This window comes from Stenotrophomonas sp. LARHCG68 (assembly GCF_052871705.1).
Window position 1 is genome coordinate 1279233 of record NZ_JBIXJV010000001.1, and the last position, 25106, is coordinate 1304338.

A 25106-nucleotide genomic window follows, 5' to 3' on the forward strand; every position below is an offset into this window, starting at 1 on the left:
ATTGTGATCAATGATCCGGATGTAAGCGCTTTCGAAAGTGCGGTGGGATGTGGTGAGCGGCTCCGCAAGGCGCGCGAGGGTGCCGGGTTGTCGCTCGAAGCGGTTGCCAGTCAGTTGAAAATGCCCATTCAGGTTGTGTCCGCACTGGAGTCCGAGCAGTGGGATCGTCTGGGGGCGCCGGTGTTCGTCCGTGGCCAGCTGCGCAGCTATGCGCGCCTGCTGAAGGTGGACCTGGGGCAGTTGCTGGAGCAGGCGCGGATCGCGCCGGTCGAGCCGCCCAAGCTGGTCAGCCATACCCATACCCCGCCGATGAAGCGGATGGCCGAGAACCTGGGCCGCCGCGCGGTCTATGTGGTCATCACCGCCGTGCTGGCCGTGCCGATCTGGTACGTGGTCAGCAGTACCACCCGCAGCGCGCCGCCCAGCACCGCGTCGCTGGACGTGGTGCCGCCCGCCGCCACGACGGTTGCCGCTGACCCGGCGAGCGCCGCCGCGTCGCCGGCTGCCGCGCCGGTGCCGTCCGCGGCACGGCAGGAAGGCCCATACCTGGCCTCGATGGCGCCCATTGCCCGGCCCGTCGCGGCGGCCTCGGCGCTGACGTTGAACTTCAAGGGCGACAGTTGGGTCAACATTTCCGCACCGGACGGTGCCACGGTCGAGAAGGCCCTGGTCCGTGCTGGTGAAACCCGTAGCTTCAACGCCGGCCAGGTCGGGCACATGGTGCTCGGCAATGCGGCCGAGGTTGAGGTCCAGCAGGCGGCCGGGAGCGTCGATTTGACGCCCTACAAGCGCGGTAATGTCGCCCGCTTTACGGTATCCTCTGACGGTTCCGTGGCGCCGGTTTCACCCTGAGGCAAGGCGCCGATCAATACAACAAGGCTCCCCGGCAGGGTGGGCGAGAGTACGCATGGCGATTGACGACCTGCTCGACGAGCACGAACAAAGCGAACGTGTCCGCACGTGGCTGCGCAAGAATGGCGCCGGAATCTTCGGCGGAGTGGTACTCGGCATCGGCGCCATCGCCGGCTGGCAATGGTGGCAGAAGGACCAGGTCGGCAAGCTGGCTGAAGCCAACGTCCGCTATGAGGCGGTGACCCGCAGCCTGCAGTCCAGCAAGCTGGACGAGGCGGCCAAGGAAGTCGCTGCGCTGGAAGGCGGCAAGGCCGGCATCTACGCCGACCTGGCGTCGCTGGAGCTGGCCAAGGCCCAGGTCGAGGCGGGCAAGAACGACGACGCGATCAAGACGCTGCGCGCGCTCAAGACCGAAGGCGAGTTCAAGACGCTGATCGACCAGCGCATCGCGCGATTGCTGATCGAGACCGGCAAGGCCGGCGAGGCGCTGACCCTGATCGGCAACGCCGAGGACAGCGCCAGCCTGGAGATCCGCGGCGACGCCCAGGTCGCGCAGGACAAGCGTGATGAAGCGCGTGACCTCTACACCAAGGCATTGGCCAAGCTTGACGTGGCTGCACCGCAGCGCCGCCTGCTGGAAACCAAGTTGATGGATGCCGGCGGCACGGTGGCCGATCCTGCGGCGGAGAAGATCTGATGAAGCTCAAGTATGTTGCAGGCGTGGTGCTGGTCGCGATGACCCTGACCGGTTGCTCGACCGTCAAGGGCTGGTTCGCGGGCAAGGACGCGGCGGCCAAGAAGGCGCTGGAACCGGCCGAGCTGGTCAAGTTCGAACCGGGCGTACGGGTCGACCGCATCTGGTCGACCGGCGTGGGCAAGGGCGAGGGCCGCATCGGCGTGCGTCAGGCGCCGCTGGTGCACGATGGTCGCGTCTATGCCGCGGCGGTGGAAGGCGGCGTGCATGCGCTGGACCTGCAGACCGGCAAGGAGATCTGGAAGTACGTCCCGGCCAAGGAAAAGAAGCAGCCCAAGCTGCGTCTTTCCGGTGGTCCGGGCGCGGGTGACGGCCTGATTGTGATCGGCACGCTGGACGGGCAGGTGATTGCCCTGGATGCGGCCAATGGCAGCGAGAAGTGGAAGGCCAAGGTGCCGGGCGAAGTGATCACCGCGCCGGCCGTCGCGCAGGGTCTGGTGTTCGTGCGCAGCAACGATGGCCGTACCACCGCCCTCGACGCCGCCACCGGCGAGCAGCGCTGGTTCAATTCGCAGGAACTGCCGACGCTGACCGTGCGCGGCAACGCGCCGGTGGTGACCGGCCCGGGCGTGCTGTTCATCGGCAACGACGACGGCACCCTGAGCGCGCTGGCCATGCAGGACGGCCGCCCGCTGTGGGAACAGATGGTCGGTACGCCGGAAGGCCGCACCGAGCTGGAGCGTATGGCCGACGTGGACGGCGCACCGGTGCTGGAAGGTAATACGCTGTACGTCACCAGCTTCAAGAACGAGACCATGGCAATCGAAGGCCCGACCGGCCGTCCGCTGTGGTCGCGTGACCATGGTGGCGCTGGCGGCGTGGCGATTTCGTCGGGCAACGTGGTGGTGACCGACGGCAAGGGTACGGTTTACGGCCTGGACAAGAATTCCGGTTCGGCCATGTGGTCGCAGCAGGCGCTGGCGCGTCGCTCGGTCACCGGTGCCGCCATCCAGGGCGACTACGCCGTGGTGGGGGACTACAAGGGATACGTGCATTGGTTGCGGCTGAGTGACGGTGAGCTGGCCGCGCGCGCGAAGAGTGGCGGTGACGCCCTCCTGGCGCAGCCGGTCGTCGCCGACGGCATCCTGCTGGTGCAGAACGTTGATGGAAAGCTGACCGCATTCCGGTTGGCCCAATAAGGAGTAAACGCGATGCTGCCTTTGGTCGCCCTGGTAGGACGGCCGAACGTCGGCAAGTCCACCATTTTCAATGCGCTGACCCGTACGCGCGATGCGCTGGTCCATGACCAGCCCGGGGTGACCCGCGATCGCAACTACGGCGTCTGCCGCTTGGACGAGGACAATCCCTTCCTGATCGTCGATACCGGTGGTATCGCCGGTGAAGAGGAAGGGCTGGCCGGCGCCACCGCGCGCCAGGCCCGTGCCGCCGCCGGTGAGGCGGATCTGATCGTGTTCGTGGTCGATGCCCGAGATGGCACCTCCGCGCTGGATGACGAGATCCTGTCGTGGCTGCGCAAGCTTGCGCGGCCCACGCTGCTGTTGATCAACAAGATCGACGGCACGGACGAGCATGCCGTGCGTTCGGAGTTTGCCCGCTACGGGTTCGGCGAGATGCTGATGATCTCGGCCGCGCACCGTCAGGGCATCGATGACCTGGTCGAGGAAATCATCGAACGTCTGCCCGAGGAAGGCACGACCGAGGTGCTGGACAACGACCCGAACCGCATCCGAATTGCCTTCTGCGGGCGCCCGAACGTGGGCAAGTCGACGTTGGTCAATCGCCTGCTGGGCGAGGAGCGCATGATTGCCTCCGAAGTGCCCGGCACCACCCGTGACTCGATCTCGGTGGACATGGAGCGCGACGGCCAGTTGTACCGCCTGATCGACACCGCCGGCCTGCGCCGCAAGGCGCGCGTGGAGGAAGTGGTCGAGAAGTTCAGCGTGGTCAAGACGCTGCGCGCCATCGAACAGGCCCAGGTCGCGGTGCTGATGCTCGATGCCAGCGAAGGCGTGACCGACCAGGACGCCAGCGTGCTGGGTGCGGTGCTCGATGCCGGCCGTGCGCTGGTGATCGCGATCAACAAGTGGGACGGGCTGACCGACTACCAGCGCGAGCAGGCCGAAACGCTGGTGTCGCTGAAGCTGGGCTTCGTGCCGTGGGCGGAAGTGGTCCGGATCTCGGCCAAGCACGGCTCGGGCCTGCGCGAGCTGTTCCGCGCGGTGCACCGCGCGCATGCCTCGGCCACGCACGAGTTCAGCACCAGCGAGGTCAACAAGGCGCTGGAAATCGCTTACGAGACCAATCCGCCGCCGAGCATCCGCGGCCATGTCTCCAAGCTGCGCTACGTGCACCCGGGTGGCACCAACCCGCCGACCTTCATCGTGCATGGCACGCGCCTGAAGGAGCTGCCGGATTCGTACAAGCGCTACCTGGAAAACTTCTTCCGCAAGCGCTTCAAGCTGGTGGGCACGCCGGTGACGTTCCTGTTCCGTGAAGGCGCCAACCCGTACGAAGGCAAGAAGAACGTACTGACCGAGCGGCAGATCAAGGCAAAGCGGCGCTTGATGAAGCACGTGAAAGGCAAGAAGTGATGCATCGGAAGGCGACCGCAAGGTCGCCTTCCGCGTTCAGGGCCCCCTAGGAGCATCCTTGGGGGCGAGGCAAGGATTCTCCCGCGTGCAGGTCTTGCGGCCCAGGCCGCTCCTGCGGGGGTTGTTGGCCGATAATCGGCGGATGAGCATTCGTGAATTGACCCCGGAACAGGCCCGTGAGCGGCAGCGGCAGGGCGCGTTGTTGATGGATGTGCGCCAGGCGCACGAGCGCGCCGGCGGGATGGCGGAGGGGGCCCTGGGCGTTGCCAAGGACGAGCTGTTGGCTGCGCCGGGCACCCGCCTGCCGGCGCTTGATCGCGAGATCGTGCTGATCTGCCAGAGCGGCAGGCGCTCGGCCGATGCGGCATCGGTGCTGGGGGCGCTCGGCTATACGGCCGTGGCCTCGGTCGCTGGCGGCACGGTGGCCTGGCGGACGGCCGGGCTGCCACTGGTACAGCCGCAGATGGACGCGGCGGACCGCGACTTCTACGACCGCTATTCACGTCACCTGCTGCTGCCGCAGGTAGGCGAGGCGGGCCAGCGGCGCCTGCAGCAGGCGCGGGTGCTGGTGCTGGGCGCCGGCGGGCTGGGAGCGCCGGCCAGCTTCTACCTGGCCGCGGCCGGGGTGGGGCACCTGCGCATCGTGGACCACGACGTGGTCGAGCGCAGCAACCTGCAGCGGCAGATCGTCCATGCCGAGACGGCGGTGGGCGTGGCCAAGGTGCTCTCCGCGCGCGAGCGGCTGCTGGCCCTGAATCCGCATGTCGACATCGAGGCCGTGCAGGCGCGGGTGAGCTCGGACAACGTCGATGCGCTGTTGCAGGACGTCGATGTGGTGCTGGATGGTTCGGACAATTTTCCGCTGCGCTACCTGCTCAACGATGCCTGCATCAAGCACGCCAAGCCGCTGGTGTATGCCGCCATCGAGCGTTTCGACGGGCAGGTGAGCGTGTTCGATGCCGGGCGCCAGCGCGGCGTGGCGCCGTGCTATCGCTGCCTGTTCCCGGAGCCGCCACCGCCGGAGTTCGCGCCGAACTGCTCCGAAGCCGGGGTGCTGGGCGTGCTGCCGGGGCTGGCCGGGGTGATGCAGGCCACCGAGGTGCTCAAGCTGCTGCTGGGCATGGGGGAGCCGCTGGTCGGGCGCCTGTTGCGCTTCGATGCGCTGCAGATGCGCTTCCGCGAGAGCCGCGTCAGCGCCGACCCGGATTGCCCGGTGTGCGCGCCCGGCGTGCCGTTCCCCGGCTACATCGACTACGCGGCCTTCTGCTCGCACCAAGGCTGACTATGCAGCGACCGCTAGGCGCGTGCGCCGCTGCATCCGGCTTGCACAGGGTGTGCTTTATCGTGTGCCCTCCAGATTGGGAGTAGCAACATGTCAGCCGAGTCCTCGACGGAACTTGTGAAGGTCGTCGCCCTGCTGGGTGCCGCCGTGGTGGTGGTCCCGCTGTTCCGGCGGCTGGGGCTGGGGTCGGTGCTCGGCTACTTCGTGGCCGGCCTGGCGATCGGCCCGTTCGGTTTCGGCTGGTTCTCCGACCCGCAATCGATCCTGCACGTGGCCGAACTGGGCGTGGTGATGTTCCTGTTCGTGATCGGGCTGGAGATGCGGCCCTCGCACCTGTGGAGCCTGCGCAAGGAGATCTTCGGCCTGGGCACGGCGCAGATCGTGGCCTGCGCGGCGGTGTTGACCGGCGTGGCCATGCTGTTCGGCTACCGGCCGCAGATCGCCTTCATCGCCGCGGCCGGCTTCGTGCTGACCTCGACGGCGGTGGTGATGCAGTTGCTGGCCGAACGCGGTGACCTGACCCTGCCCTCGGGGCAGAAGATCGTCTCGATCCTGCTGTTCGAGGACCTGCTGATCGTGCCGCTGCTGGCGCTGGTGGCCTGGATGGCGCCGACGCAGGCCGGCGCGCATGAAGGTTCGCGCTGGGTGGGGGTGGCCATCGGTGCCGGTGCCATCGTCGGGCTGGTAGTTGTGGGCCGCTACCTGCTCAATCCGTTGTTCCGCATCCTGGCCGAGGCCAAGGCGCGGGAAGTGATGACGGCCGCCGCGCTGCTGGTGGTGCTGGGGTCGGCCCTGCTGATGCAACTGGGCGGGCTGTCGATGGCGATGGGCGCCTTCCTGGCCGGCGTGCTGCTGTCCGAATCCACCTTCCGCCACCAGATCGAGGCCGACATCGAGCCGTTCCGCGGCATCCTGCTGGGCCTGTTCTTCCTCAGCGTGGGCATGGCCCTGGACCTGTCGGTGGTGGCGGCGAACTGGAAGCTGATCGCGCTGCTGGTGCCGGCGATGATGGCGGCCAAGGCGCTGTGCATCTATGCGGTGGCGCGGGTGATGGGCAGTGACCACCGGCAGGCGCTGGACCGTGGCGTACTGATGGCGCAGGGCGGTGAGTTCGCCTTCGTGCTGTTCGCCGCCGCTGCGAGCGCAGGCGTGATCGATGCGCCGATCAACGCCAACCTGACGGCGGTGGTGGTGCTGTCGATGGCCCTCACGCCGCTGTGCATGCTGGTGTATCGCCACCTGGTGAAGGAGGCGGAGGTGTCCACCGATGGCGTGGAGGCCGCCGACGGGCTGAGCGGTGCCGTGCTGGTGATCGGCTTCGGCCGCTTCGGGCAGGTGTCGAGCCAGTCGCTGCTGGCGCGCGACGTGGACGTGACCATCATCGACAACGACATCGAGATGATCCGCAGCGCCGCCGACTTCGGCTTCAAGGTTTACTACGGCGATGGCACCCGGCTGGACGTGCTGCGCGCGTCCGGCGCCGAGACCGCCGCGGCGATCGCGGTATGCGTGGACGACCGCGGCGCGGCCGACCGCATCGTCGAGCTGGCCACGCATGAGTTCCCCCAGGCCAAGCTGCTGGTGCGCTCGTATGACCGCGAGCACTCGCTGTCGCTGATCCACGCCGGCGTGGACTTCCAGATCCGCGAGACCTTCGAATCGGCGGTGGAGTTTGGCCGGGCGGCGCTGCTGCAGCTGGGCGTGGAGGAGTTCGAGGCGGACCTGGTGGCCCAGGAGATCCGCCGCCGCGATGCCGAGCGCTTCGAGCTGGAGATGGCCGGCGGCGTCGGGGCCGGCGTTGGCCTGCTGTACGGCAACATGGCCGGGCCCAAGCCCACGCCGTTCACGCCGCCGCGCCGGGAATCGCGCACGCTCAATCCCGACGCGGTGGCCGGGGCAGGGCAGGAGGAGGGCGATGCGGCCCGGTAATGGCGTGGATAGGCGCAGGCGAGGTGTCGCGCCTGCCGTAATCGGGGACAATACGCTTCCCCGCCATCGCCCCCACGCCCCATGACCGTTTCCGCCGCACCCGCGCAGACCTCCCGCATCCTTGATGGCCGTCGTATCGCCGAAGAACTGCTCGACGACCTGAAGGTCCGCGTGGATGCGCGCCTGGACGCCGGGCGTTCACGCCCGGGCCTGGCCGTGGTGCTGGTGGGGGGCGACCCGGCGTCGGCGGTGTACGTGCGCAACAAGCGCCGTGCCGCCGAGAAGGTGGGCATCGAGGCGTTCGATTACGACCTGCCCGAAGGCACCACCGAGGCACAGTTGCTGGACCTGATCGACCAGCTCAATGCCGATCCGAAGATCCACGGCATCCTGATCCAGCTGCCGCTGCCGGGTATCCCCGACGCCAGCCGGCTGATCCAGCGGATCGACCCGGGCAAGGACGTGGACGGTTTCCACCCGCAGAACGTCGGCCACCTGGTGCTGCGTGAGTTCGGCCTGCGCCCCTGCACCCCGCGTGGCATCACCACGCTGCTCGGCCACACCGACCAGCCGGTACGCGGCCGCAATGCCACCATCGTCGGTGTCAGCAACCACGTGGGCCGTCCGATGGGGCTGGAGCTGCTGATCGCCGGCTGCACGGTGACCAGCTGCCACAAGTTCACCCCGAAGGACGTGCTGGAACAGGCCGTGCGCAACGCCGACATTCTGGTGGTGGCGGTGGGTATCCCGCAGCTGATCCCCGGTGAGTGGGTGAAGCCGGGTGCGGTGGTGATCGACGTCGGCATCAACCGCCTGGAGGACGGCCGCCTGGTCGGTGACGTGGGCTTCGAGGCTGCCGCGCAGCGCGCCAGCTGGATCACCCCGGTGCCTGGTGGGGTGGGGCCGATGACCGTGGCGACCCTGATGCAGAACACCATCGAGGCCGCTGAAGCCGCGCGCTGATTTCGAGCGGGCGCTTGCCCCTCGCCAGCCCTCCCCTTCGCGCCCGCGGCGCTGGGGAGGGAGCCGGTGCCAGACGCTGCCGTGACCTGATCCATGGCAGGAACCACGCCTTCCCTTGGCCATGGGCGCAGGGACGAAGAGAGGGAAGGGCTTTCCCCCACGGACGCCTGAACAACCCCTCCCGGACGCGACACTGCGTCGCACCAGCCCCCTGACATCGGCCCCCGAATAGGGGTAAAATGTCGCGCTTCCCCACAAATCGGGCACGCCGATGCTGCGCATCCAGGCTGAAGCACTCACTTACGACGACGTCTCGCTCGTCCCCGCTCACTCCACGATCCTGCCCAAGGATGTCGACCTCGGCACGCGCCTGACGCGTGACCTGCGGTTGAAGTTGCCGATCGTCTCGGCCGCCATGGATACCGTCACCGAAGCCCGCCTGGCGATTGCCATGGCCCAGCTCGGCGGCATCGGCATCATCCACAAGAACCTGACCCTGGAGCAGCAGGCCGCCGAAGTGGCCAAGGTCAAGAAGTTCGAGTCCGGCGTGATCCGCGACCCGATCACCGTGGGCCCGGAAACCAGCATCCGCGACGTCCTGGCACTGACCCAGGCGCACAACATCTCCGGCGTGCCGGTGGTGGGCAGCGACGGCCTGCTGGCCGGCATCGTCACCCACCGCGACATGCGCTTCGAAACCGAGCTGGACGACCCGGTTCGCCACATCATGACCAAGAAGGATCGCCTGGTCACGGTGAAGGAAGGCGCGGCCTCCGATGAGGTGCTGCAGCTGCTGCACCGCAACCGCATCGAGAAGGTGCTGGTGGTCAACGATGCGTTCGAACTGCGCGGCCTGATCACCGTCAAGGACATCCAGAAGAAGAGCGACAACCCGAACGCCGCCAAGGACGCCGCCACGCGCCTGCTGGTCGGTGCCGCGGTGGGCGTCGGTGGCGACACCGAGCGTCGGGTCGAGGCGCTGGTCGCCGCCGGCGTGGACGTGCTGGTGGTGGACACCGCGCATGGCCATTCGCAGGGCGTGCTGGACCGCGTGCGTTGGGTGAAGAAGACCTTCCCGAACGTGCAGGTGGTCGGCGGCAACATCTGCACCGGCGAGGCAGCGCTGGCGCTGCTGGATTCCGGCGCCGATGCGGTCAAGGTCGGCATCGGCCCGGGCTCGATCTGCACCACCCGTGTGGTCGCCGGTGTCGGCGTGCCGCAGGTGACCGCCATCGACCTGGTCGCCGAAGCGCTGCAGGACCGCATCCCGCTGATCGCCGACGGTGGCATCCGCTACTCCGGTGACATCGGCAAGGCACTGGCCGCCGGCGCGTCGACGGTGATGATCGGTGGCCTGCTGGCCGGTACGGAGGAATCACCGGGCGAGACCGAACTGTTCCAGGGACGCTCCTACAAGAGCTACCGCGGCATGGGCTCGCTGGCCGCGATGGAGAAGGGGTCCAAGGACCGCTACTTCCAGGACGCCGCCACCGCCGACAAGCTGGTGCCGGAAGGCATCGAAGGCCGCGTGCCGTACCGTGGCCCGGTCGGCGGCATCATCCACCAGTTGATTGGTGGCCTGCGCGCGACCATGGGCTACGTCGGTTGCGCCACCATCGAGGACATGCGCACCCAGCCCAAGTTCGTGAAGATCAGCGGCGCCGGCCAGCGTGAGAGCCACGTCCACGACGTGCAGATCACCAAAGAGCCGCCGAACTACCGCGCCTGATGCGGCAAGCAGAAGAGGAACGAGGACGCTGTCCCGTTCCTCTTTCTCTATCCGCCATCCGTTTTGCATCGTCCCCCGTTTTCATTGATCACCTGCCGGGCTTTATGACCAACATCCATAACGACAAGATCCTCATCCTTGATTTCGGCGCCCAGTACACGCAGCTGATCGCGCGTCGCATCCGCGAGTTCGGCGTGTACTGCGAGATCTGGGCGTGGGACCACGATCCTGCCGAGATCGCCGCGTTCGGCGCCAAGGGCATCATCCTGTCCGGTGGCCCGGAAACCACCACGCTGCCGGGTGCGCCGGCCGCGCCGCAGGAAGTGTTCGACAGCGGCCTGCCGCTGCTGGGCATCTGCTACGGCCTGCAGACCATGGCCAAGCAGCTCGGCGGTGGCACCGAAGCCGCCGACCAGCGCGAGTTCGGCCATGCCGAAGTGAAGCTGCTGGGCAACGACGGCCTGCTCGGTGGCCTGTCCGACCACAACGGCGAGCCGCGCCTGGATGTGTGGATGAGCCACGGTGACCACGTCACCCACGTACCGCCGGGCTTCGCCATCACCGCCGTGACCGACCGTATTCCGGTGGCCGCGATGGCCAACGAGGACAAGCGCTGGTACGGCGTGCAGTTCCACCCGGAAGTGACCCACACCAAGCAGGGCTCGGCGTTGCTCAAGCGCTTCGTCACCGAGATCTGCGGTTGCGCCACGCTGTGGACCGCGGCCAACATCATCGACGACCAGATCGCCCGCGTGCGCGAGCAGGTCGGCAGCGATGAGGTGATCCTGGGCCTGTCCGGCGGCGTCGATTCGTCGGTGGTGGCCGCGCTGCTGCACAAGGCCATCGGCCAGCAGCTGACCTGCGTGTTCGTCGATACCGGCCTGCTGCGCTTCCAGGAAGGCGACCAGGTCATGCAGATGATGGCCGAGAACATGGGCGTGAAGGTCGTGCGCGTGAATGCCGCCGACCGCTACTTCAAGGCGCTGGAAGGCGTCAGCGACCCGGAAGCCAAGCGCAAGATCATCGGCAACCTGTTCGTGGAGATCTTCGACGAGGAGTCGAACAAGCTCAGCAACGCCAAGTGGCTGGCGCAGGGCACGATCTACCCGGACGTGATCGAGTCGGCCGGCAGCAAGACCGGCAAGGCGCACGTCATCAAGAGCCACCACAACGTGGGCGGCCTGCCGGAAGACATGAAGCTCAAGCTGGTCGAGCCGCTGCGCGAACTGTTCAAGGATGAAGTGCGTCGCCTCGGCGTCGAGCTCGGCCTGCCGCGCGCGATGGTCTACCGCCATCCGTTCCCGGGCCCGGGCCTGGGTGTGCGCATCCTGGGTGAAGTGAAGCGCGAGTACGCCGAGCTGCTCGGCAAGGCCGATGCGATCTTCATCGAGGAACTGCGCGCGGCCGACCTGTACGACAAGACCAGTCAGGCGTTCGCGGTGTTCCTGCCGGTGAAGTCGGTGGGCGTGGTCGGTGATGCGCGTGCTTACGAGTGGGTGATCGCATTGCGTGCGGTGGAAACCATCGACTTCATGACCGCACATTGGGCGCACCTGCCGTACGATTTCCTCGGCCGCGTGTCCAACCGCATCATCAACGAACTGCGTGGCGTCTCGCGCGTGGTCTACGACATCTCCGGCAAGCCGCCGGCGACGATCGAGTGGGAGTGAACCGCGCCAGGCCGCGTTGATCGGGGCATTGCCGGGATGAATCGGGCGGGCATTGGCGTGAAGTCGATGCCCGTTCCCGTTTGTGGGCCGTGATGCGGCATGGCAGTCCTGCGCCTCGGTCCGGACCGGCGGGGGTGTGCAGGCAACAGGGACACACACGAGGAAGGCGCGATGGACGAAGAACGGGACACGGGCGTGCAGCAAGACCGGCTGCGCATCTGGCAGCGCGGGCCGAAATGGCGACGTTGGCTGGTCATCGCAGGGATGTTCCTGGGCGGATGGACGCTGCTGTTCGGTGGCTGGATCGGTGTCGCGTTGCTGCGGGGGTCAACCGATCGTGATGCCGGGGCAGTTGCCTTCAACATCGTGCTGGTCATCTTCATGGCGACCGGCATGTTCCTCGTGCTGCATCGCGCGCTCTATCGCCAGTTCTGGCATCAGGACTGCAAGCGCACTGCCGACGGCATGAACCCCGTCGATACCGCGTTCCCGTCGAAGGCCGGGCGGACCCTGCCGCCGGTCGTGCGCTGGCCGTGGGGGTTGCGCCTGCGCCATGGCGTCCTGCGGGTCATCGGCATGGCGACCTTGCTTCATGTGTTCCTGCCCTTCGGGAACCAGGTGGCCATCAGCGGTTTCCTGGCGCAGCACAGCGCCGGATGGGCGTCGGCAGGGAGCCTTGCGACCCTGCTGTTCGCCTGGGTGCCGCTGGTCCTGCTTTCGCTGCTTTCCATGCTGCTGCTGTCGCGCCAGATGCGGCGGCGCGACGCCGGGCTGCTCGATGAAGAAGGCAAGCGGTTGCTCCAGGCCGAGACGAACTGGCTGTTTTCCTTCGCGGCCGCCTTTGCGATGACCGTGTTGTTGTGTCGCGTGTTTGGCGCGATGGTGGTCCGCTATCTCTGACGGCCATTGGCGTCGTGCGTCGGGCTGTCCCGGGTTGCCGGCAGCCGCGACGGTTGCAGTTGCCCGCTATTGCCGCGCTGGCTACGGGTTGTCCGGGAACACCCGCTCGCTCAGGAAATCGACCAGCGCCCGCAGCTTGGGCGAGGGGTGCTTGCTGGCCGGCCAGAGGATGTGGAACACGCCGGTGGCGCCGATGGCGTCTTCCAGCAACGGTAGCAGGCGTCCGTCGGCCAGCGGCTCGCGGATGGCGAAGTCGGGCAGGTAGGCGATGCCCAGCCCGCGCAGCGCGAAGCACAGCCGCGTCTCGATGTTGTTGCAGACCATGGTCCGTGGCAGTTGCAGTTCGCCTTCGGCGATGGGGTGGCGCAATACCCAGGTTTCCAGCTTGCCGGTGTTGGGGAAGCGGTAGTGCAGGCACTGGTGATGCAACAGGTCGGCCGGCGTGCGCGGCGTGCCATGGCGGGCGAGATAGGCCGGTGAAGCCACGACCTGCAGCCGGAAGGCGCCCAGGCGGCGTGCCGACAGCCGCGAGTCGGCCGGTGCGCCGGTGCGTATCACTGCATCGAAGCCCTCCTCGATCACGTCCACCATGCGGTCGGTGAAGTCCAGGTCCAGTTCGATGTCCGGGTAGGTGCGCATGAACTCGCCCAGTACCGGCAGCATCAACGGACTGACCAGGGGCAGGCTGATGCGCAGTCGCCCGCGCGGCGTGCCGCTGGCCTGGGACAGCTCCAGTTCGGCGGCTTCGATCTCGGCCAGGATGCGCCGGCTGCGCTCCAGGAACAGCGCGCCCTCGGCGGTGAGGGTGACGCTGCGCGTGCTGCGGTGGAACAGGCGTACCCCCAGCTTTTCCTCCAGGCGCGCGACGCTCTTGCCGATGGCCGAGGCGGAGACGCCCAGTTGCCGCCCGGCAGCCACGAAGCTGCGGGTCTCGGCGACCTGCACGAACACGACGAAGCCGTTGAGGCTGTCCATCCCTGCTCCCTGACATGGCGTGATTGCGGACGTTTGTATCCGCACAGCGCGGAAATGTAGCCCACTTTTTCCCGAATTGAAGGATTTCTATCGTCACACCTCCCCCAAGCAGTGAGGTGTTTCCATGACGATGACGTCGTCCTTGCCATCGCCAGCCCCCGACCGCTCGCCGCTCAGCGCCCCCGTGAAGGCTGTCGTTGACCAGGCCATCGCCGAGCATCGGCTGGTGGGTGCGGTGGTGCTGGTGCGCCGGGATGGGCGCTGGGTGCACCGCCAGGCGGCCGGGATGGCCGATCGCGAGGCCGCCCGGCCGATGCAGTTGGACACGATCTTCCGGCTTGCTTCGGTCAGCAAGCCCATCGTGTCGATGGCGGCGCTGCTGCTGGTTGCACGTGGGCAACTGGATCTGGACGTGGACATCCGTCGATGGCTGCCGTGGTTCCAGCCTCGGTTGGCCGACGGACAGCCGGCCGTCATCACGCCCCGGCACCTGCTCAGCCATATGGCCGGGCTCGGCTACCGCTTCTTCGAAGCAGACGCGCAGGGGCCTTATGCACGGGCCGGCGTGTCCGACGGCATGGATGCGGTCGGGTTCGACCTGGACGAGAACCTGCGCCGGATCGCCAGCGTGCCGCTGGCCTATGCACCGGGAGCCGGATGGGGGTACTCGTTGGCCACCGATGTCCTGGGGCGGCTGGTTGCACAGGTGCACGGACAACCGCTGGCGCAGGCGGTCCGCGCGTTGCTGACCGGCCCGTTGGAGATGCGTGATACCGGTTTCGTGGTGGACGATGCCGCGCGGCTGGCCGTGGCCTATGTGACTGACCAGCCGGTGCCGCATCGGCTGGGCGAGGGCGAGGTGATCGCTCCGTTTGCAGGAACGGTCGGCATCCCGTTCAGTCCATCACGCGTCCTGGACCCGATGGCATTCGCATCCGCGGGTGCCGGCATGGCGGGTACGGCCGGCGACTTCCTGCGCTTGCTCGAGGCGCTGCGCAGCGAAGCGCTGCTGCCGCCCGCGCTGCTGGACGAGGCCGGGCGCGACCAGGCCGGGGGAGCAGAGGTGGCCGGTGCCCCCGGGTTCGGCTTCGGGCTGGGCTTCTCGGTGCTGCGCGATCCGTTGCTGGCGGGCTCGCCGGAAAGCCCCGGGACCTGGCGCTGGGGCGGCGCCTACGGGCATTCGTGGTTCGTGGACAGGCAGCAGCGATTGAGCGTGGTCGCTTTCACCAACACCCTGTACGAGGGCATGTCCGGGCGCTTCGTCGCCGACGTGCGTGATGCGGTGTACGCCGGCATTGGCGGTGCCCGATGAAGACGGGGCCGCACGACCGCCTGCCGCTGGCGTCGCTGCTGGCGCTGGCCTTGGCAGGGTTCATCACCATCCTCACCGAGGCGCTGCCGGCCGGCCTGTTGCCGCAGATGGCGCAGGGGCTGGCGGTATCGGAGGCCTGGGTCGGCCAGACCATCACCGTCTACGCACTGGGCTCGATGATCGCCGCGATCCCGCTGACCACCGCCACCCAGGGCATGCGCCGACGGGCGTTGTTGCTGGCCGCGATCGCCGGCTTCGCGCTGACCAACGCGGTCACCACGTTCTCTTCGAACCTTGTGCTGACGATGCTGGCGCGCTTCGGCGCCGGCGTGTCGGCAGGGCTGCTGTGGGCGTTGTTGGCAGGCTATGCCACGCGCATGGTGCCGGCATCGCAGAAGGGCAAGGCGATCGCGATTGCGATGGTCGGCACGCCGTTGGCGCTGTCACTGGGAATCCCGGCGGGAACCCTGCTGGGCCAGGTGCTGGGCTGGCGGACCTGCTTCGGCATCATGAGCGTGCTGGCGGTGTTGTTGATGGCCTGGGTACGCCTGCGCCTGCCGGACTTCCCCGGCCAGGACAACGGTCGAAGGGCATCGCTGCGGCAGGTGTTCACCTTGCCGGGGGTGCGGCCGGTGCTGTTCGTGGTGTTGGCTTACGTGCTGGCGCACAACATCCTGTACACCTACATCGCGCCGTTCCTGGCACGTGCGGGCATGGCGGCGCGGACGGACCTGGTGTTGCTGGTGTTCGGCAGCGCATCGTTGTTCGGTATCGTCGGCGTGGGTCTCTGGATCGACCATCATCTGCGCCTGCTCACGCTCGCCAGCACGGGGCTGTTTGCCACCGCTGCGCTTGCACTGGGAGTCCTGGGCGACATGCCGGTGGTGGTCTACGCCGCGGTGGCGATCTGGGGGTTGGCGTTCGGAGGCGCGGCAACCCTGTTCCAGACCGCGCTGGCGACAGCCGCCGGGGCGGCGGCCGATGTGGCGCAATCGATGCTGGTCACCACCTGGAACTTGGCCATCGCCGGCGGCGGCCTGATCGGTGGCGTCCTGCTCACGCACGCCGGGGCGGGGGCGTTTCCACCGGCCGTGATGGTGCTGCTGGCAGTGACGGCTTGGCTGGCCTGGCGGCAACCGGCGGACGCCTGCGCACGCGTCGCCTGACCCGCGCGGGGTGCGTGGAATGCGTCGCGACAGCGTGGCAATCCATGCAGTGCCGACACCGCCTCGCCGCGTCAGGCGGGCCCGGCTTCCGGGGCGAATTCGGCGACCAGCTGCAACCAGGCCTGGGCGGCGGCGGACAGGTATCCGCCGCGGCGCCAGGTCAGTGCCATCTTCCAGTCCAGTTCGGGCGCGTCCAGCGGCACGACGGCCACGTCCGGACGTGGCCGGGCCACGGCGATCATGCGCGGCAGCAGGGCCACGCCCAGGCCGGCGGCGACCAGGGCGATGATGAAATCCGGTTGGCCGCTGCGGGTGGCCTCGCGTGGCGTGAAGCCGCGCGCCAGGCAGGCCTGGACGATGCGGCGGTTGAGCATGAAGCCCTTTTCGAACAGCACGAACGGCACCTGCGCCAGGTCCTGCAGCTGCAGCGACGGCCGCCGTGCCAGCGGGTGCGCCTGCGGCAGCAGCGCGACCAGCGGCTCGGTGCGCACGGCCTGCCATTCCAGGTCGTCGGCCACGGGCAGCAGGCTGGCGGCCAGTTCGATCTCACCGGCGCGCAGGCTCTCTTCCAAGGCCTCGCTGCCTCGCTGCTGCACGTGCAGTTCGATCCGCGGGTACTGCTGGCGGAAGCGTGCCAGCACCGGCGCGAACAACACGTCGCTGCCCAGCGAGGCCAGGCCCAGGTGAAGCGCGCCTCGCTGCAGGCCGCGCAGTTCTTCCAGTTCGCGCAGCATGTCCTCGCGCTCGCCGAGCAGGGCCAGGGCACGCCGGTAGACGATCTGTCCGGCGGGCGTCAGCCGCACGCCGTGGCGGGAGCGCTCCAGCAGGGTTTCACCCAGCTCCTCTTCCAGCTGGCGGATGGCCTTGCTGACCGTGGGCTGGGTGGCGAACAGGGTCTCGGCCGCGGCCGAGAAACCGTCCCGCCGGACCACTTCGACCAGCATCCGGAGTTGGCGGATATCCATTCTGAATTGGAATTTATTGGATTCAATCAATTCATTTTAATTATGCAATGGGCAGGCGTACACAGGAGGCATGGATACCTTCCTTGTTTCCCTGCGCCGCCACCGGGCGGGCCTGCGGCGTGGCTTCCGGCGCAGCCGCGTGCTGCAGATCCTGGCGCTGGTCGCGGTCTGGTTGCTGGCCGATGCCCTGATACGGCAGTGGGGCGTGCCGGTACCGGGCGGCATCGTTGGCTTGTGCGTGCTGTTGCTGGCCTTCGCACTGGGCTGGTTGTCACCGCGGGCCTTCAGCGGTGGCGCGCGATGGCTGCTGGCCGAGATGCTGCTGTTCTTCGTGCCGGCGGCGATGATCCTGCTCGACAACCGGCAGATGTTCGGCTGGCTGGGCCTGAAGCTGCTGGCGGTGGTGGTCGGCGGCACGCTGCTGGTGATGGCGGCCACGGCGATGACGGTGGAGCTGCTGTTGCGCAGGAGCCAGCGCGATGAACATTGACCCTGGGTTTGCGCATCTGGCGCAGTGGCTGTGGCCGGTGTTCTGGGCCGTGGCGACGATCGTGGCCTACCTTGGCGCCAAGCAGCTGTACCGGCGCAGTGGTCGGGCATGGGCATCACCGCTGATCGTCGCGCCGTTGGTGCTGCTGGCGCTGGCCTCGTTGCTGCATGCCAGTTACCACGACTACCTGCGCGGTACCCATTGGCTGATGGCGATGCTGGGTCCGGCGACGGTGGCCTTCGCGGTGCCCATCCACGCGCAGCGGGCCTTGATAGCACGGCACTGGAAAGTGCTCGGTGCCGGGGTGCTGGTGGGCAGTGGCATCGCCATCACGGCCGCATGGTGGATGGCCACGGCCCTGCACCTGTCGCCGGAACTGCGGCTGAGCCTGGCGCCGCGTTCGATCACCACGCCGTTCGCGATGGACGTGTCCGGCCGCATCGGCGGCATCCCCGAGTTGACCGCGGTGTTCGTGATGATCACCGGCATCTGCGGTTCCCTGTTCGGGCAACTGCTGCTCAAGGTGCTGCCGGTACGCAGCGCGATGGCGCGTGGTGCGCTGTTCGGCATGGGCGCGCACGGCATGGGCGTGTCCAAGGCACGCGAGCTGGGGGAGAGCGAAGGCGCCATCGCCGGGCTGGTGATGGTGATGGCCGGCCTGGTCAACGTCGCTGCGGCACCGCTGTTGGCAATGCTGCTGTAGGGCTCATTCGATGGGCTTGGCGGCGGCGCTGGGCGACTGGGTGGCGGCACGGCGCGCCAGCACCGCCTCGCGGTGGGCGATGTAGGCGTTGGAGCCGAGGATGATCAGTGCGCCGATCACGGTCCAGCGGTCCAGTGCCTGGTCGAACAGCAACCAGCCCAGCAGCGTGACCAGCGGCAGCTGGGTGAAGCTGATCGGGGTGAGTGCGGAGACTTCGCCGAGCTTCAGGGCGCGCGTCCACAACAGCTGGCCGGCGGTGCCGAGTACGCCGGTGGCGACCAGCCATGCCCAGGCGATGGCGCTGGGCCAGACCCAGACGAACAGGGCCGGCACCAGCGACAGCGGTACCCAGAACACGTAGGTGTAGAACACCACGGTATCCGGGCCGTCGACGCGGGTGAGTTGCTTGATCTGGATGGCCACCAGCGCGCTGAGCAGGGCTGCCAGCACCGCGATCAGGCTGCCGGCGGCGAAGCCGTTCGAGCCGGGGCGCACGATCACCAGCACGCCGATGAAGCCGGCGATCACCGCCGCCCAGCGCCGGAAGCGCACCTTCTCGCCCAGCCACAGCACCGCGGCCAGGGTCACGAACAGCGGCGTGGAATACGACAGCGAGATGGCCTGCGCCAGTGGCAGGTGGCCGATCGCCCAGAAGCCGCACAGCATCGAGGCCAGCCCGATCGCGCTGCGCACGAAGTAGCGAGGCAGCTGCTGGGTGCGCAACGGGGCATGGCCCGGCCGCAGCAGCATCGGCAACAGCGCCAGCAGGCCGAAGCCGTTGCGGAAGAACGCCACTTCCTGGGTGGGCACGTAGCGGGTGGCGTAGCGGATGGCGATGGCCATCAGGCCGAACGCCATCGCGCTGCCGAACATCAGCAGCGCGGCGCGGACGGGGACGGGCTGGGGGGCGATGGCCGCAATGCGGCTCACCAGCGTGCGCCGATGAGCCGTGGTTCCGGCTCGATGGGGACGCCGAAGGTCTCCAGCACCGAGGCCGAGACGCGCCGCGCGAAGGCCAGCAGCTGCGCGCCGCTGGCGGTGCCGTGGTTGACCAGCACCAGCGCGTGGTTCGGCGAGATGCCGGCATCGCCGTCGCGCTGGCCCTTCCAGCCGCAGGCCTCGATCATCCACGCGGCGGAGACCTTGCGGTTGCCCGGGTCATTGCCGGGAAACACCGGCAACTGCGGGTAGTGCTGCAGCAGCACGTCGACCTGTTCCAGCGGCAGGATCGGGTTCTTGAAGAAGCTGCCGGCGTTGCCGAGCACATCGGGGTCGGGCAGCTTGCGGCGACGGATCGCGATCACCGCATTGGCCACGTCGGCGGCGACCGGCAGGGCGATGCCCATCGCGTCCAGCTGCTCGCCGATGCCGGCATAGTCCAGCCGCAGTTCGTTGAGCAGCGGCAGGCGGAACTCGACGGCGGTGATCAGGTAACGGTCGGCGTCCTGCTTGAACACGCTGTCGCGGTAGCTGAAAAGGCAGGCGTCCTGGTCCAGGCGCACCCAGGCCTGTTCGCGGGTATCCCAGGCTTCGACGGTCTGGATGAACTCGCCGACCTGTGCGCCATAGGCGCCGATGTTCTGGATGGGCGCGGCACCGACGGTGCCGGGGATCAATGCCAGGTTTTCCAGTCCGGACAGGCCTTCGCCCAGCGACCACAGCACCAGTTCGTGCCAGATCACTCCAGCCCCGGCGCGAACGATGGCATGGTCGGCGCGGTGTTCGAGGATGGTGATGTCGCGGTTGTCGAACGCCAGGACCGTGCCTTCGGGGTCGGCGGCGATCAGCACGTTGCTGCCGCTGCCCAGCACCAGCAGCGGCGCCTCCCCGACGACGGTGGCCAGGGCTTCGGGCAGGGCCGCCGGGTCGGCGATGCGCAACAGGCGTGGCGCATGCGCGGTGACGTGGAAGGTGTTCAGGTGCTGCAGCGAGGCGTTTTCGGTGAGCGACCAGGGGGCAACAGCGGTCGTCATAGCGGTGCGACGGCGCCGCGCGACGGGGATTCACGGCGGCGGCGGATCGCGTCGACGCAATCGCCGATCAGGGCCGGGCCACGGTAGATCAGGCCGCTGTAGCACTGCACCAGCGCAGCGCCGGCGGCCATCTTGGCGACCGCGTCGGCACCGGAGCTGATGCCGCCCACGCCGATCAGTGGCACCGATTCGGGCAGGCGTGCGCGCAGGCGGCGCAGCACCAGCGTGGACTGGCCCAGCAGCGGTGCGCCGGACAGGCCGCCGATTTCCTTCGAAGTCGGGTCGGCGTCGACCAGCGGGCGGCCGATGGTGGTGTTGGTGGCGATCACGCCGTCGACGGCCAGTTCACCGAGCACCCGGGCCGCGGCGTCGATGTCGCGGTCGCTCAGGTCGGGGGCGACCTTGACCAGCATCGGCACGCGCCGGCCATGCTGGGCGGCCAGCCGTTCCTGCGCCTCGCGCAGGCCGGCGACCAGGTGCTTGAGCGCCTGTTCCTCCTGCAGTTCGCGCAGACCGGCGGTGTTGGGCGAGGAAATGTTGACGGTGATGTAGTCGGCCAGCGGGTAGACCTTCTCCATGCACGCCAGGTAATCGGACAGCGCGTCCTCGTTGGGCGTGTCCTTGTTCTTGCCGATGTTGATGCCCAGCGGGCCGGGGCGATGGCGGACCTTTTCCACGTTGGCCACGAGCGCATCCACGCCGAGGTTGTTGAACCCCATGCGGTTGATGATGGCGCCGTGGTTGGGCAGCCGGAACAGCCGCGGCTTGGGGCTGCCGGCCTGCGGGCGCGGGGTGATGGTGCCGATCTCGACGAAGCCGAAACCCAGCCCGAACAGGGCCTCGATGTGCTCGCCGTTCTTGTCCAGCCCGGCCGCCAGGCCTACCGGGTTGGGGAAGTCCAGGCCCCAGACCTTGGTGGGCAGCGGCTTGACGCGGCCGGCCAGCAGCGGCGTGGTGCCGGTGCGCCAGGCCAGGTCCAGCGCGGACAGGCCAAGGCCATGCGCGCGTTCGGCGTCGAGGGTGAACAGCAGGGGACGGGCAATCGAATACATAAGCTCAATTCAGCGTGCCGGCGAAGGCGCGGGTCTGGTACTCAAAGGCGACCTTGCCGTCGACGGCATGGTCGTTGAACAACTGTTGCAGGGCCCGCAGCATCGCCGCGTGGCGCGGATGGCCGGCCTGCGGCGCGTAGGAGGAGGACAGCAGGCGGCCACGCAGGCCATCCAGGTCCAGCCACTGCACGTTGGGGAAGGTGGCGATGCCGCGCGGCCCGGCGCCGAACCACTCGCGCATCCGGGCATCGCTCTGGTAGCGCTCGGCCACTTCGGTGTAGTCGGTGCCGTACTCGATCAACAGGCGTTCGTAGCCGACCAGGAACGGCGAGGCATCGAGCAGGCGTGAGTTCCAGAACACCAGCGCGATGCCGCCGGGTTGCAGGATGCGCGCCCATTCGCGGTGCACCGCGTCGGTGTCGAACCAATGGAAGGCCTGCGCCGCGGCGACCACGTCGACGCTGGCCTCGGCCAGCGTGGTGGCTTCGGCGGTGCCATCGACCAGGGTGAGCTGCGGATAGTCCGCGGCCAGCCAGTCACGGGCGGCCTCGCGCATGGGCGCATTGGGTTCCACCGCGATGACCGGATGGCCGGCCTCCAGGAACAGGTGCGAGGAAATGCCGGTGCCGGCGCCGATGTCGGCCACGCGGGCACTCGGGGGGATGCCGATGTCCCGGTGCAGCCATTCCAGCAACGCCGCCGGATACCCGGGCCGGTAGCGGACATAGTCCGCCACGCGGTTGCTGAAGCGTTGGGTGGAATCGGAATGCGCCATGACGGCCTCAGGAGTTCAGTGCGGCCAGCCAGGCCAGTCCGCCGAAGAACAGGACGAAGGCCAGGATGCCCACCACCCACATCGCCACCGACAGCCAGCCCAGCACCAGGCCGGTGACGGCCAGGCCATCGCCATCGAGCTGGCCATTGCTGCGGCGGATCTCGCCCCGGGCCATGTGGCCGAAGATGATCGCCGCCAGGCTGCCGAGGAACGGCAGCAGGGTCCAGCCGAGGATGCCGGCAACCAGGCTGACCACGGCAAGGCTGCTGGTCTGGCGCGGAGTGGGGATGCTCATGATGGAACTCCATTTCAGATGTGGAAAGCGGACGGGAAGCCCGTCCGCCATGCTGCGGGCTCCCGCCGTGGCGGGAGCCGTCTCACCTTACAGGTCGAACTTGATGCCCTGGGCCAGCGGCAGCGAGTCGGAGTAGTTGATGGTGTTGGTCTGGCGGCGCATGTAGACCTTCCAGGCGTCCGAACCGGACTCACGGCCACCGCCGGTGTCCTTCTCGCCACCGAACGCACCGCCGATTTCCGCACCGGAGGTGCCGATGTTGACGTTGGCGATGCCGCAGTCGCTGCCGGCCGCGGACAGGAACTTCTCGGCGGTCTTCAGGTTCTGGGTGAAGATCGAGGACGACAGGCCCTGCGGCACGCCGTTCTGCATGTCGATGGCTTCGTCCAGGTTGCTGTACTTCATCACGTACAGGATCGGGGCGAAGGTCTCGTGCTGGACGATCTCGTCGCTGTTCTTCAGGCCGGTGACGATCGCCGGCAGCACGAAGTTGCCCGGGCGGTCGATGGCGGTGCCGCCGGTTTCAACGGTGCCGCCGGCGGCCTTGGCCTTCTCGACCGAGGCCAGGAACTGCTGCACGGCTTCAGGGCTGTTCAGCGGGCCCATCAGGTTGGCCGCGTCGGTCGGGTCGCCGATCTTGCCTTCCACCTGCTTGTACGCCTTGACCAGCGTGGCCAGCACGTTGTCGTAGATGGATTCATGCACGATCAGGCGGCGGGTGGTGGTGCAGCGCTGGCCGGCGGTGCCGACGGCGCCGAACACGATGCCCGGCACGGCCAGCTTCTGGTCGGCGGTCTCGTCCAGGATGATGGCGTTGTTGCCGCCCAGTTCCAGCAGGCAGCGGCCCAGGCGCTGGGCGACCTTCTGGTTGACGGTGCGGCCGACCTGGGTCGAGCCGGTGAAGGAGATCAGCGGCACGCGACGGTCGTCGACCATCTTTTCCGACAGCGCGGTGCCGGCGTCGTTGATCAGGAAGAAGATGTCCGGAAAACCGCCGGCCTTGAGTGCGTCATTGCAGATCTTCATCGTGGCAATGGCGGTCAGCGGGGTCTTGTTGGACGGCTTCCAGATGCACACGTCGCCGCAGATGGCAGCCAGGAACGCGTTCCAGCTCCACACCGCGACCGGGAAGTTGAAGGCCGAGATGATGCCGACCAGGCCCAGCGGGTGGTACTGCTCGTACATGCGGTGGCCCGGGCGCTCGGAATGCATGGTGTAGCCGTACAGCATGCGGCTCTGGCCCAGCGCGAAGTCGGCGATGTCGATCATCTCCTGCACTTCGCCGTCGCCTTCCGGCTTGGACTTGCCCATTTCCAGCGCGACCAGCGAGCCCAGCGCGTCCTTGTTGGCGCGCAGTGCCTCACCGCACAGGCGCACGGCCTCGCCACGGCGCGGGGCCGGGGTGGTGCGCCATACCTTGTAGGCTTCCTGAGCACGGGCGATCACGGTCTCGTAATCGGCCTCAGTGGTGGCCTGGACCTCGGCGATCACTTCGCCGGTGGTCGGGTTCTGCGGCTTGAGGACGCCGGCGCCGGTGGCGGCGGACCATTCCCCCTGACCCAGGTAGGTGCCAGCGTTGGTGGCGTCCAGGCCCAAGGCCTTGAGCAGCTCGGAAGACATGCAAACTCCTGTTTCTGTGGCGTTGAATGCCCGCCGCCGGCGTGGGGGGAAACGGCGGGCGGAATACAGAATGGTACCAGAGGTGCATGTCCGGCCATGGCCCGGGCCGGGGCCATGGCCGGTCAAAGCGGGGGGCGGAGGGGCTCAGGCGGGCAGTGCGGGGAACCAGTGCGGGGGCGCCCGGTGCCAGCGCCACGCGCTGTCGATGATGGGGGCCAGTTCGGTCCAGCGCGGCTGCCAGCCCAGCAGTTCGCGGGCCTTGCCACTGGCGGCGACCAGGGTGGCCGGGTCGCCGGCGCGGCGCGGCGCCTGGTCGTAGGGGATGGGGCGGCCGGAGACCTGCCGGGCGCAGTCGATCACCTCGCGGACCGAGAACCCCTGGCCATTGCCGAGGTTGAAGGCGTGGGCACCGTCGGCCCGATCCATGTAATGCAGTGCCAGTCCATGGGCCTGGGCCAGGTCCTGCACGTGGACGTAGTCGCGGATGCAGGTGCCGTCACGGGTCGGGTAGTCGTCGCCGAAGACCTTCAGCGCCGGGCCTTGGCCGAGCGCGGCGCGCAGCACGTTGGGGATCAGGTGGGTCTCTGGGCGATGGGCTTCGCCGATGCCGTGTTCAGGCAGCGCGCCGGCGGCATTGAAGTAGCGCAGCGCCACCGAACGGATGCCATAGGCGTGCGCGGCGTCGCTGAGGATGCGCTCGGTCATCAGCTTGCTGGCGCCATAGGGGTTGATCGGTTGTTTGTCGTGCTCCTCGTCGATGCAGTCACTGCAGGGATTGCCGAACACGGCGGCGGTGGAGGAGAACACCAGCTTGCCGACCTGGTGCCGATGCATGGCATCGAGCAGGTTCAGGGTGCCGGCGACGTTGTTGGCGTAATAGGCATTGGGCTGGCTCACCGACTCGCCGACCAGCGAGCGGGCACAGAAGTGCATCACCGCATCGAAGCGACGGCCGCCGAAGGCCTGGTCCAGGGCGGCAGGGTCCAACAGGTCGGCGAGGATCAGCTCGCCCCAGCGCACCGCGTCGCGGTGTCCGGTGGAGAGGTTGTCCAGCACGGTGACCCGGTAGCCATGTTCGGCGAGCCAGTGCGCCATGTGGCTGCCGATGTAGCCGGCACCGCCGCACAACAGGATGGAACGGGTGGGCAT

General features: G+C 68.1%; 23 protein-coding genes. 14 read left to right on the forward strand and 9 right to left on the reverse strand.

Annotation, left to right across the window (positions count from 1 at the left end):
* Positions 1–3: 3 nt before the first annotated feature.
* From ACIPR8_RS05585 to ACIPR8_RS05630, 10 genes are all read left to right on the forward strand, one after another.
* Complete coding sequence (locus tag ACIPR8_RS05585) at positions 4–852, forward strand: helix-turn-helix domain-containing protein (protein ID WP_446540372.1); 849 nt, start codon at positions 4–6, stop codon at positions 850–852.
* A 55-nt stretch (positions 853–907) separates the two neighbouring features.
* Positions 908–1549 carry a YfgM family protein gene (locus tag ACIPR8_RS05590; protein WP_192288122.1) on the forward strand — a complete coding sequence of 214 codons (642 nt, stop codon included), beginning with the start codon at positions 908–910 and terminating at the stop codon, positions 1547–1549.
* Positions 1549–2745, forward strand: a complete 1197-nt coding sequence (gene bamB, locus ACIPR8_RS05595) for an outer membrane protein assembly factor BamB (protein WP_446540373.1) — start codon at positions 1549–1551, stop codon at positions 2743–2745. The genes ACIPR8_RS05590 and bamB overlap by 1 nt, the downstream gene beginning before the upstream one ends.
* Before the next feature lie 12 nt (positions 2746–2757).
* On the forward strand, positions 2758–4158 hold the full coding sequence (gene der / locus ACIPR8_RS05600) for a ribosome biogenesis GTPase Der (RefSeq protein ID WP_132862839.1): 1401 nt from the start codon (positions 2758–2760) through the stop codon (positions 4156–4158).
* A 142-nt stretch (positions 4159–4300) separates the two neighbouring features.
* Positions 4301–5440 (forward strand): molybdopterin-synthase adenylyltransferase MoeB, encoded by a 1140-nt coding sequence (gene moeB / locus ACIPR8_RS05605; protein WP_446540374.1) that lies wholly within the window; start codon positions 4301–4303, stop codon positions 5438–5440.
* Between the two features lie 90 nt (positions 5441–5530).
* Entirely contained in the window at positions 5531–7369 is a 1839-nt protein-coding gene (locus ACIPR8_RS05610) for a monovalent cation:proton antiporter-2 (CPA2) family protein (protein ID WP_446540375.1), read from the forward strand.
* 81 nt (positions 7370–7450) lie between these two features.
* Positions 7451–8332 carry a bifunctional methylenetetrahydrofolate dehydrogenase/methenyltetrahydrofolate cyclohydrolase FolD gene (gene folD, locus ACIPR8_RS05615; protein ID WP_192288127.1) on the forward strand — a complete coding sequence of 294 codons (882 nt, stop codon included), beginning with the start codon at positions 7451–7453 and terminating at the stop codon, positions 8330–8332.
* A 271-nt stretch (positions 8333–8603) separates the two neighbouring features.
* Positions 8604–10061 carry an IMP dehydrogenase gene (gene guaB, locus ACIPR8_RS05620; protein ID WP_132862843.1) on the forward strand — a complete coding sequence of 486 codons (1458 nt, stop codon included), beginning with the start codon at positions 8604–8606 and terminating at the stop codon, positions 10059–10061.
* A 104-nt stretch (positions 10062–10165) separates the two neighbouring features.
* Complete coding sequence (gene guaA, locus ACIPR8_RS05625; protein ID WP_132862844.1) at positions 10166–11731, forward strand: glutamine-hydrolyzing GMP synthase; 1566 nt, start codon at positions 10166–10168, stop codon at positions 11729–11731.
* Positions 11732–11902: 171 nt separating this feature from the next.
* Positions 11903–12631 (forward strand): hypothetical protein, encoded by a 729-nt coding sequence (locus ACIPR8_RS05630; protein ID WP_446540376.1) that lies wholly within the window; start codon positions 11903–11905, stop codon positions 12629–12631.
* 81 nt (positions 12632–12712) lie between these two features.
* Here ACIPR8_RS05630 and ACIPR8_RS05635 read toward each other — a convergent pair whose 3' ends face one another.
* Positions 12713–13606: a LysR family transcriptional regulator gene (locus ACIPR8_RS05635; protein ID WP_446540377.1), complete on the reverse strand. Its 894-nt coding sequence runs from the start codon at positions 13604–13606 to the stop codon at positions 12713–12715.
* A 130-nt stretch (positions 13607–13736) separates the two neighbouring features.
* On the opposite strand from ACIPR8_RS05635, the gene ACIPR8_RS05640 reads away from it, so the two are divergent.
* Both ACIPR8_RS05640 and ACIPR8_RS05645 read left to right on the forward strand, forming a co-directional pair.
* Positions 13737–14918 carry a serine hydrolase domain-containing protein gene (locus tag ACIPR8_RS05640; protein WP_446540629.1) on the forward strand — a complete coding sequence of 394 codons (1182 nt, stop codon included), beginning with the start codon at positions 13737–13739 and terminating at the stop codon, positions 14916–14918.
* Positions 14915–16084 carry an MFS transporter gene (locus ACIPR8_RS05645; RefSeq protein ID WP_446540378.1) on the forward strand — a complete coding sequence of 390 codons (1170 nt, stop codon included), beginning with the start codon at positions 14915–14917 and terminating at the stop codon, positions 16082–16084. Before ACIPR8_RS05640 ends, ACIPR8_RS05645 begins: the two co-directional genes overlap by 4 nt.
* A 71-nt stretch (positions 16085–16155) precedes the next feature.
* Here the strand turns inward: ACIPR8_RS05645 and ACIPR8_RS05650 are convergent, their stop codons facing one another.
* Positions 16156–17049: a LysR substrate-binding domain-containing protein gene (locus tag ACIPR8_RS05650; protein ID WP_446540379.1), complete on the reverse strand. Its 894-nt coding sequence runs from the start codon at positions 17047–17049 to the stop codon at positions 16156–16158.
* Positions 17050–17119: 70 nt separating this feature from the next.
* Between ACIPR8_RS05650 and ACIPR8_RS05655 the strand changes: the two genes are divergently transcribed.
* Positions 17120–17539, forward strand: coding sequence for a CidA/LrgA family protein (locus tag ACIPR8_RS05655; protein WP_446540380.1), 420 nt, complete (start codon positions 17120–17122; stop codon positions 17537–17539).
* Positions 17529–18242, forward strand: coding sequence for an LrgB family protein (locus ACIPR8_RS05660; protein ID WP_446540381.1), 714 nt, complete (start codon positions 17529–17531; stop codon positions 18240–18242). The genes ACIPR8_RS05655 and ACIPR8_RS05660 overlap by 11 nt, the downstream gene beginning before the upstream one ends.
* 3 nt (positions 18243–18245) lie before the next feature.
* Here ACIPR8_RS05660 and ACIPR8_RS05665 read toward each other — a convergent pair whose 3' ends face one another.
* From ACIPR8_RS05665 to galE, 7 genes are all read right to left on the reverse strand, one after another.
* The gene (locus tag ACIPR8_RS05665; protein WP_446540630.1) at positions 18246–19115 is read right to left on the reverse strand and encodes a DMT family transporter; all 870 of its coding nucleotides are present in this window, start codon (positions 19113–19115) and stop codon (positions 18246–18248) included.
* Between the two features lie 53 nt (positions 19116–19168).
* Positions 19169–20215 (reverse strand): UDP-N-acetylmuramate dehydrogenase, encoded by a 1047-nt coding sequence (gene murB / locus ACIPR8_RS05670; RefSeq protein WP_446540382.1) that lies wholly within the window; start codon positions 20213–20215, stop codon positions 19169–19171.
* The gene (locus tag ACIPR8_RS05675) at positions 20212–21267 is read right to left on the reverse strand and encodes a quinone-dependent dihydroorotate dehydrogenase (RefSeq protein WP_446540383.1); all 1056 of its coding nucleotides are present in this window, start codon (positions 21265–21267) and stop codon (positions 20212–20214) included. The genes murB and ACIPR8_RS05675 overlap by 4 nt, the downstream gene beginning before the upstream one ends.
* Positions 21268–21271: 4 nt before the next feature.
* Positions 21272–22042, reverse strand: a complete 771-nt coding sequence (locus tag ACIPR8_RS05680) for a class I SAM-dependent methyltransferase (protein WP_446540384.1) — start codon at positions 22040–22042, stop codon at positions 21272–21274.
* 7 nt (positions 22043–22049) lie between these two features.
* Positions 22050–22337: a DUF4190 domain-containing protein gene (locus ACIPR8_RS05685; protein WP_132862855.1), complete on the reverse strand. Its 288-nt coding sequence runs from the start codon at positions 22335–22337 to the stop codon at positions 22050–22052.
* An 87-nt stretch (positions 22338–22424) separates the two neighbouring features.
* Entirely contained in the window at positions 22425–23957 is a 1533-nt protein-coding gene (amaB, locus tag ACIPR8_RS05690; protein ID WP_313251190.1) for an L-piperidine-6-carboxylate dehydrogenase, read from the reverse strand.
* 144 nt (positions 23958–24101) lie between these two features.
* Entirely contained in the window at positions 24102–25106 is a 1005-nt protein-coding gene (galE, locus tag ACIPR8_RS05695) for a UDP-glucose 4-epimerase GalE (RefSeq protein ID WP_446540385.1), read from the reverse strand.

Excerpts from the sequence above, each read along its gene's own strand:
- ACIPR8_RS05635 (WP_446540377.1), bottom strand. The coding sequence starts at position 13,606 with ATGGACAGCCTCAACGGCTTCGTCGTGTTCGTGCAGGTCGCCGAGACC.
- ACIPR8_RS05685 (WP_132862855.1), bottom strand. The coding sequence starts at position 22,337 with ATGAGCATCCCCACTCCGCGCCAGACCAGCAGCCTTGCCGTGGTCAGC.
- bamB (WP_446540373.1), top strand. The coding sequence starts at position 1,549 with ATGAAGCTCAAGTATGTTGCAGGCGTGGTGCTGGTCGCGATGACCCTG.
- guaA (WP_132862844.1), top strand. The coding sequence starts at position 10,166 with ATGACCAACATCCATAACGACAAGATCCTCATCCTTGATTTCGGCGCC.
- ACIPR8_RS05645 (WP_446540378.1), top strand. The coding sequence starts at position 14,915 with ATGAAGACGGGGCCGCACGACCGCCTGCCGCTGGCGTCGCTGCTGGCG.
- ACIPR8_RS05665 (WP_446540630.1), bottom strand. The coding sequence starts at position 19,115 with ATGTTCGGCAGCGCGATGGCGTTCGGCCTGATGGCCATCGCCATCCGC.
- galE (WP_446540385.1), bottom strand. The coding sequence starts at position 25,106 with ATGCCCACCCGTTCCATCCTGTTGTGCGGCGGTGCCGGCTACATCGGC.
- der (WP_132862839.1), top strand. The coding sequence starts at position 2,758 with ATGCTGCCTTTGGTCGCCCTGGTAGGACGGCCGAACGTCGGCAAGTCC.
- murB (WP_446540382.1), bottom strand. The coding sequence starts at position 20,215 with ATGACGACCGCTGTTGCCCCCTGGTCGCTCACCGAAAACGCCTCGCTG.
- ACIPR8_RS05660 (WP_446540381.1), top strand. The coding sequence starts at position 17,529 with ATGAACATTGACCCTGGGTTTGCGCATCTGGCGCAGTGGCTGTGGCCG.
- guaB (WP_132862843.1), top strand. The coding sequence starts at position 8,604 with ATGCTGCGCATCCAGGCTGAAGCACTCACTTACGACGACGTCTCGCTC.
- ACIPR8_RS05610 (WP_446540375.1), top strand. The coding sequence starts at position 5,531 with ATGTCAGCCGAGTCCTCGACGGAACTTGTGAAGGTCGTCGCCCTGCTG.
- folD (WP_192288127.1), top strand. The coding sequence starts at position 7,451 with ATGACCGTTTCCGCCGCACCCGCGCAGACCTCCCGCATCCTTGATGGC.
- ACIPR8_RS05675 (WP_446540383.1), bottom strand. The coding sequence starts at position 21,267 with ATGTATTCGATTGCCCGTCCCCTGCTGTTCACCCTCGACGCCGAACGC.
- ACIPR8_RS05590 (WP_192288122.1), top strand. The coding sequence starts at position 908 with ATGGCGATTGACGACCTGCTCGACGAGCACGAACAAAGCGAACGTGTC.
- moeB (WP_446540374.1), top strand. The coding sequence starts at position 4,301 with ATGAGCATTCGTGAATTGACCCCGGAACAGGCCCGTGAGCGGCAGCGG.
- ACIPR8_RS05650 (WP_446540379.1), bottom strand. The coding sequence starts at position 17,049 with ATGGATATCCGCCAACTCCGGATGCTGGTCGAAGTGGTCCGGCGGGAC.
- ACIPR8_RS05630 (WP_446540376.1), top strand. The coding sequence starts at position 11,903 with ATGGACGAAGAACGGGACACGGGCGTGCAGCAAGACCGGCTGCGCATC.
- ACIPR8_RS05655 (WP_446540380.1), top strand. The coding sequence starts at position 17,120 with ATGGATACCTTCCTTGTTTCCCTGCGCCGCCACCGGGCGGGCCTGCGG.
- ACIPR8_RS05640 (WP_446540629.1), top strand. The coding sequence starts at position 13,737 with ATGACGTCGTCCTTGCCATCGCCAGCCCCCGACCGCTCGCCGCTCAGC.
- amaB (WP_313251190.1), bottom strand. The coding sequence starts at position 23,957 with ATGTCTTCCGAGCTGCTCAAGGCCTTGGGCCTGGACGCCACCAACGCT.
- ACIPR8_RS05680 (WP_446540384.1), bottom strand. The coding sequence starts at position 22,042 with ATGGCGCATTCCGATTCCACCCAACGCTTCAGCAACCGCGTGGCGGAC.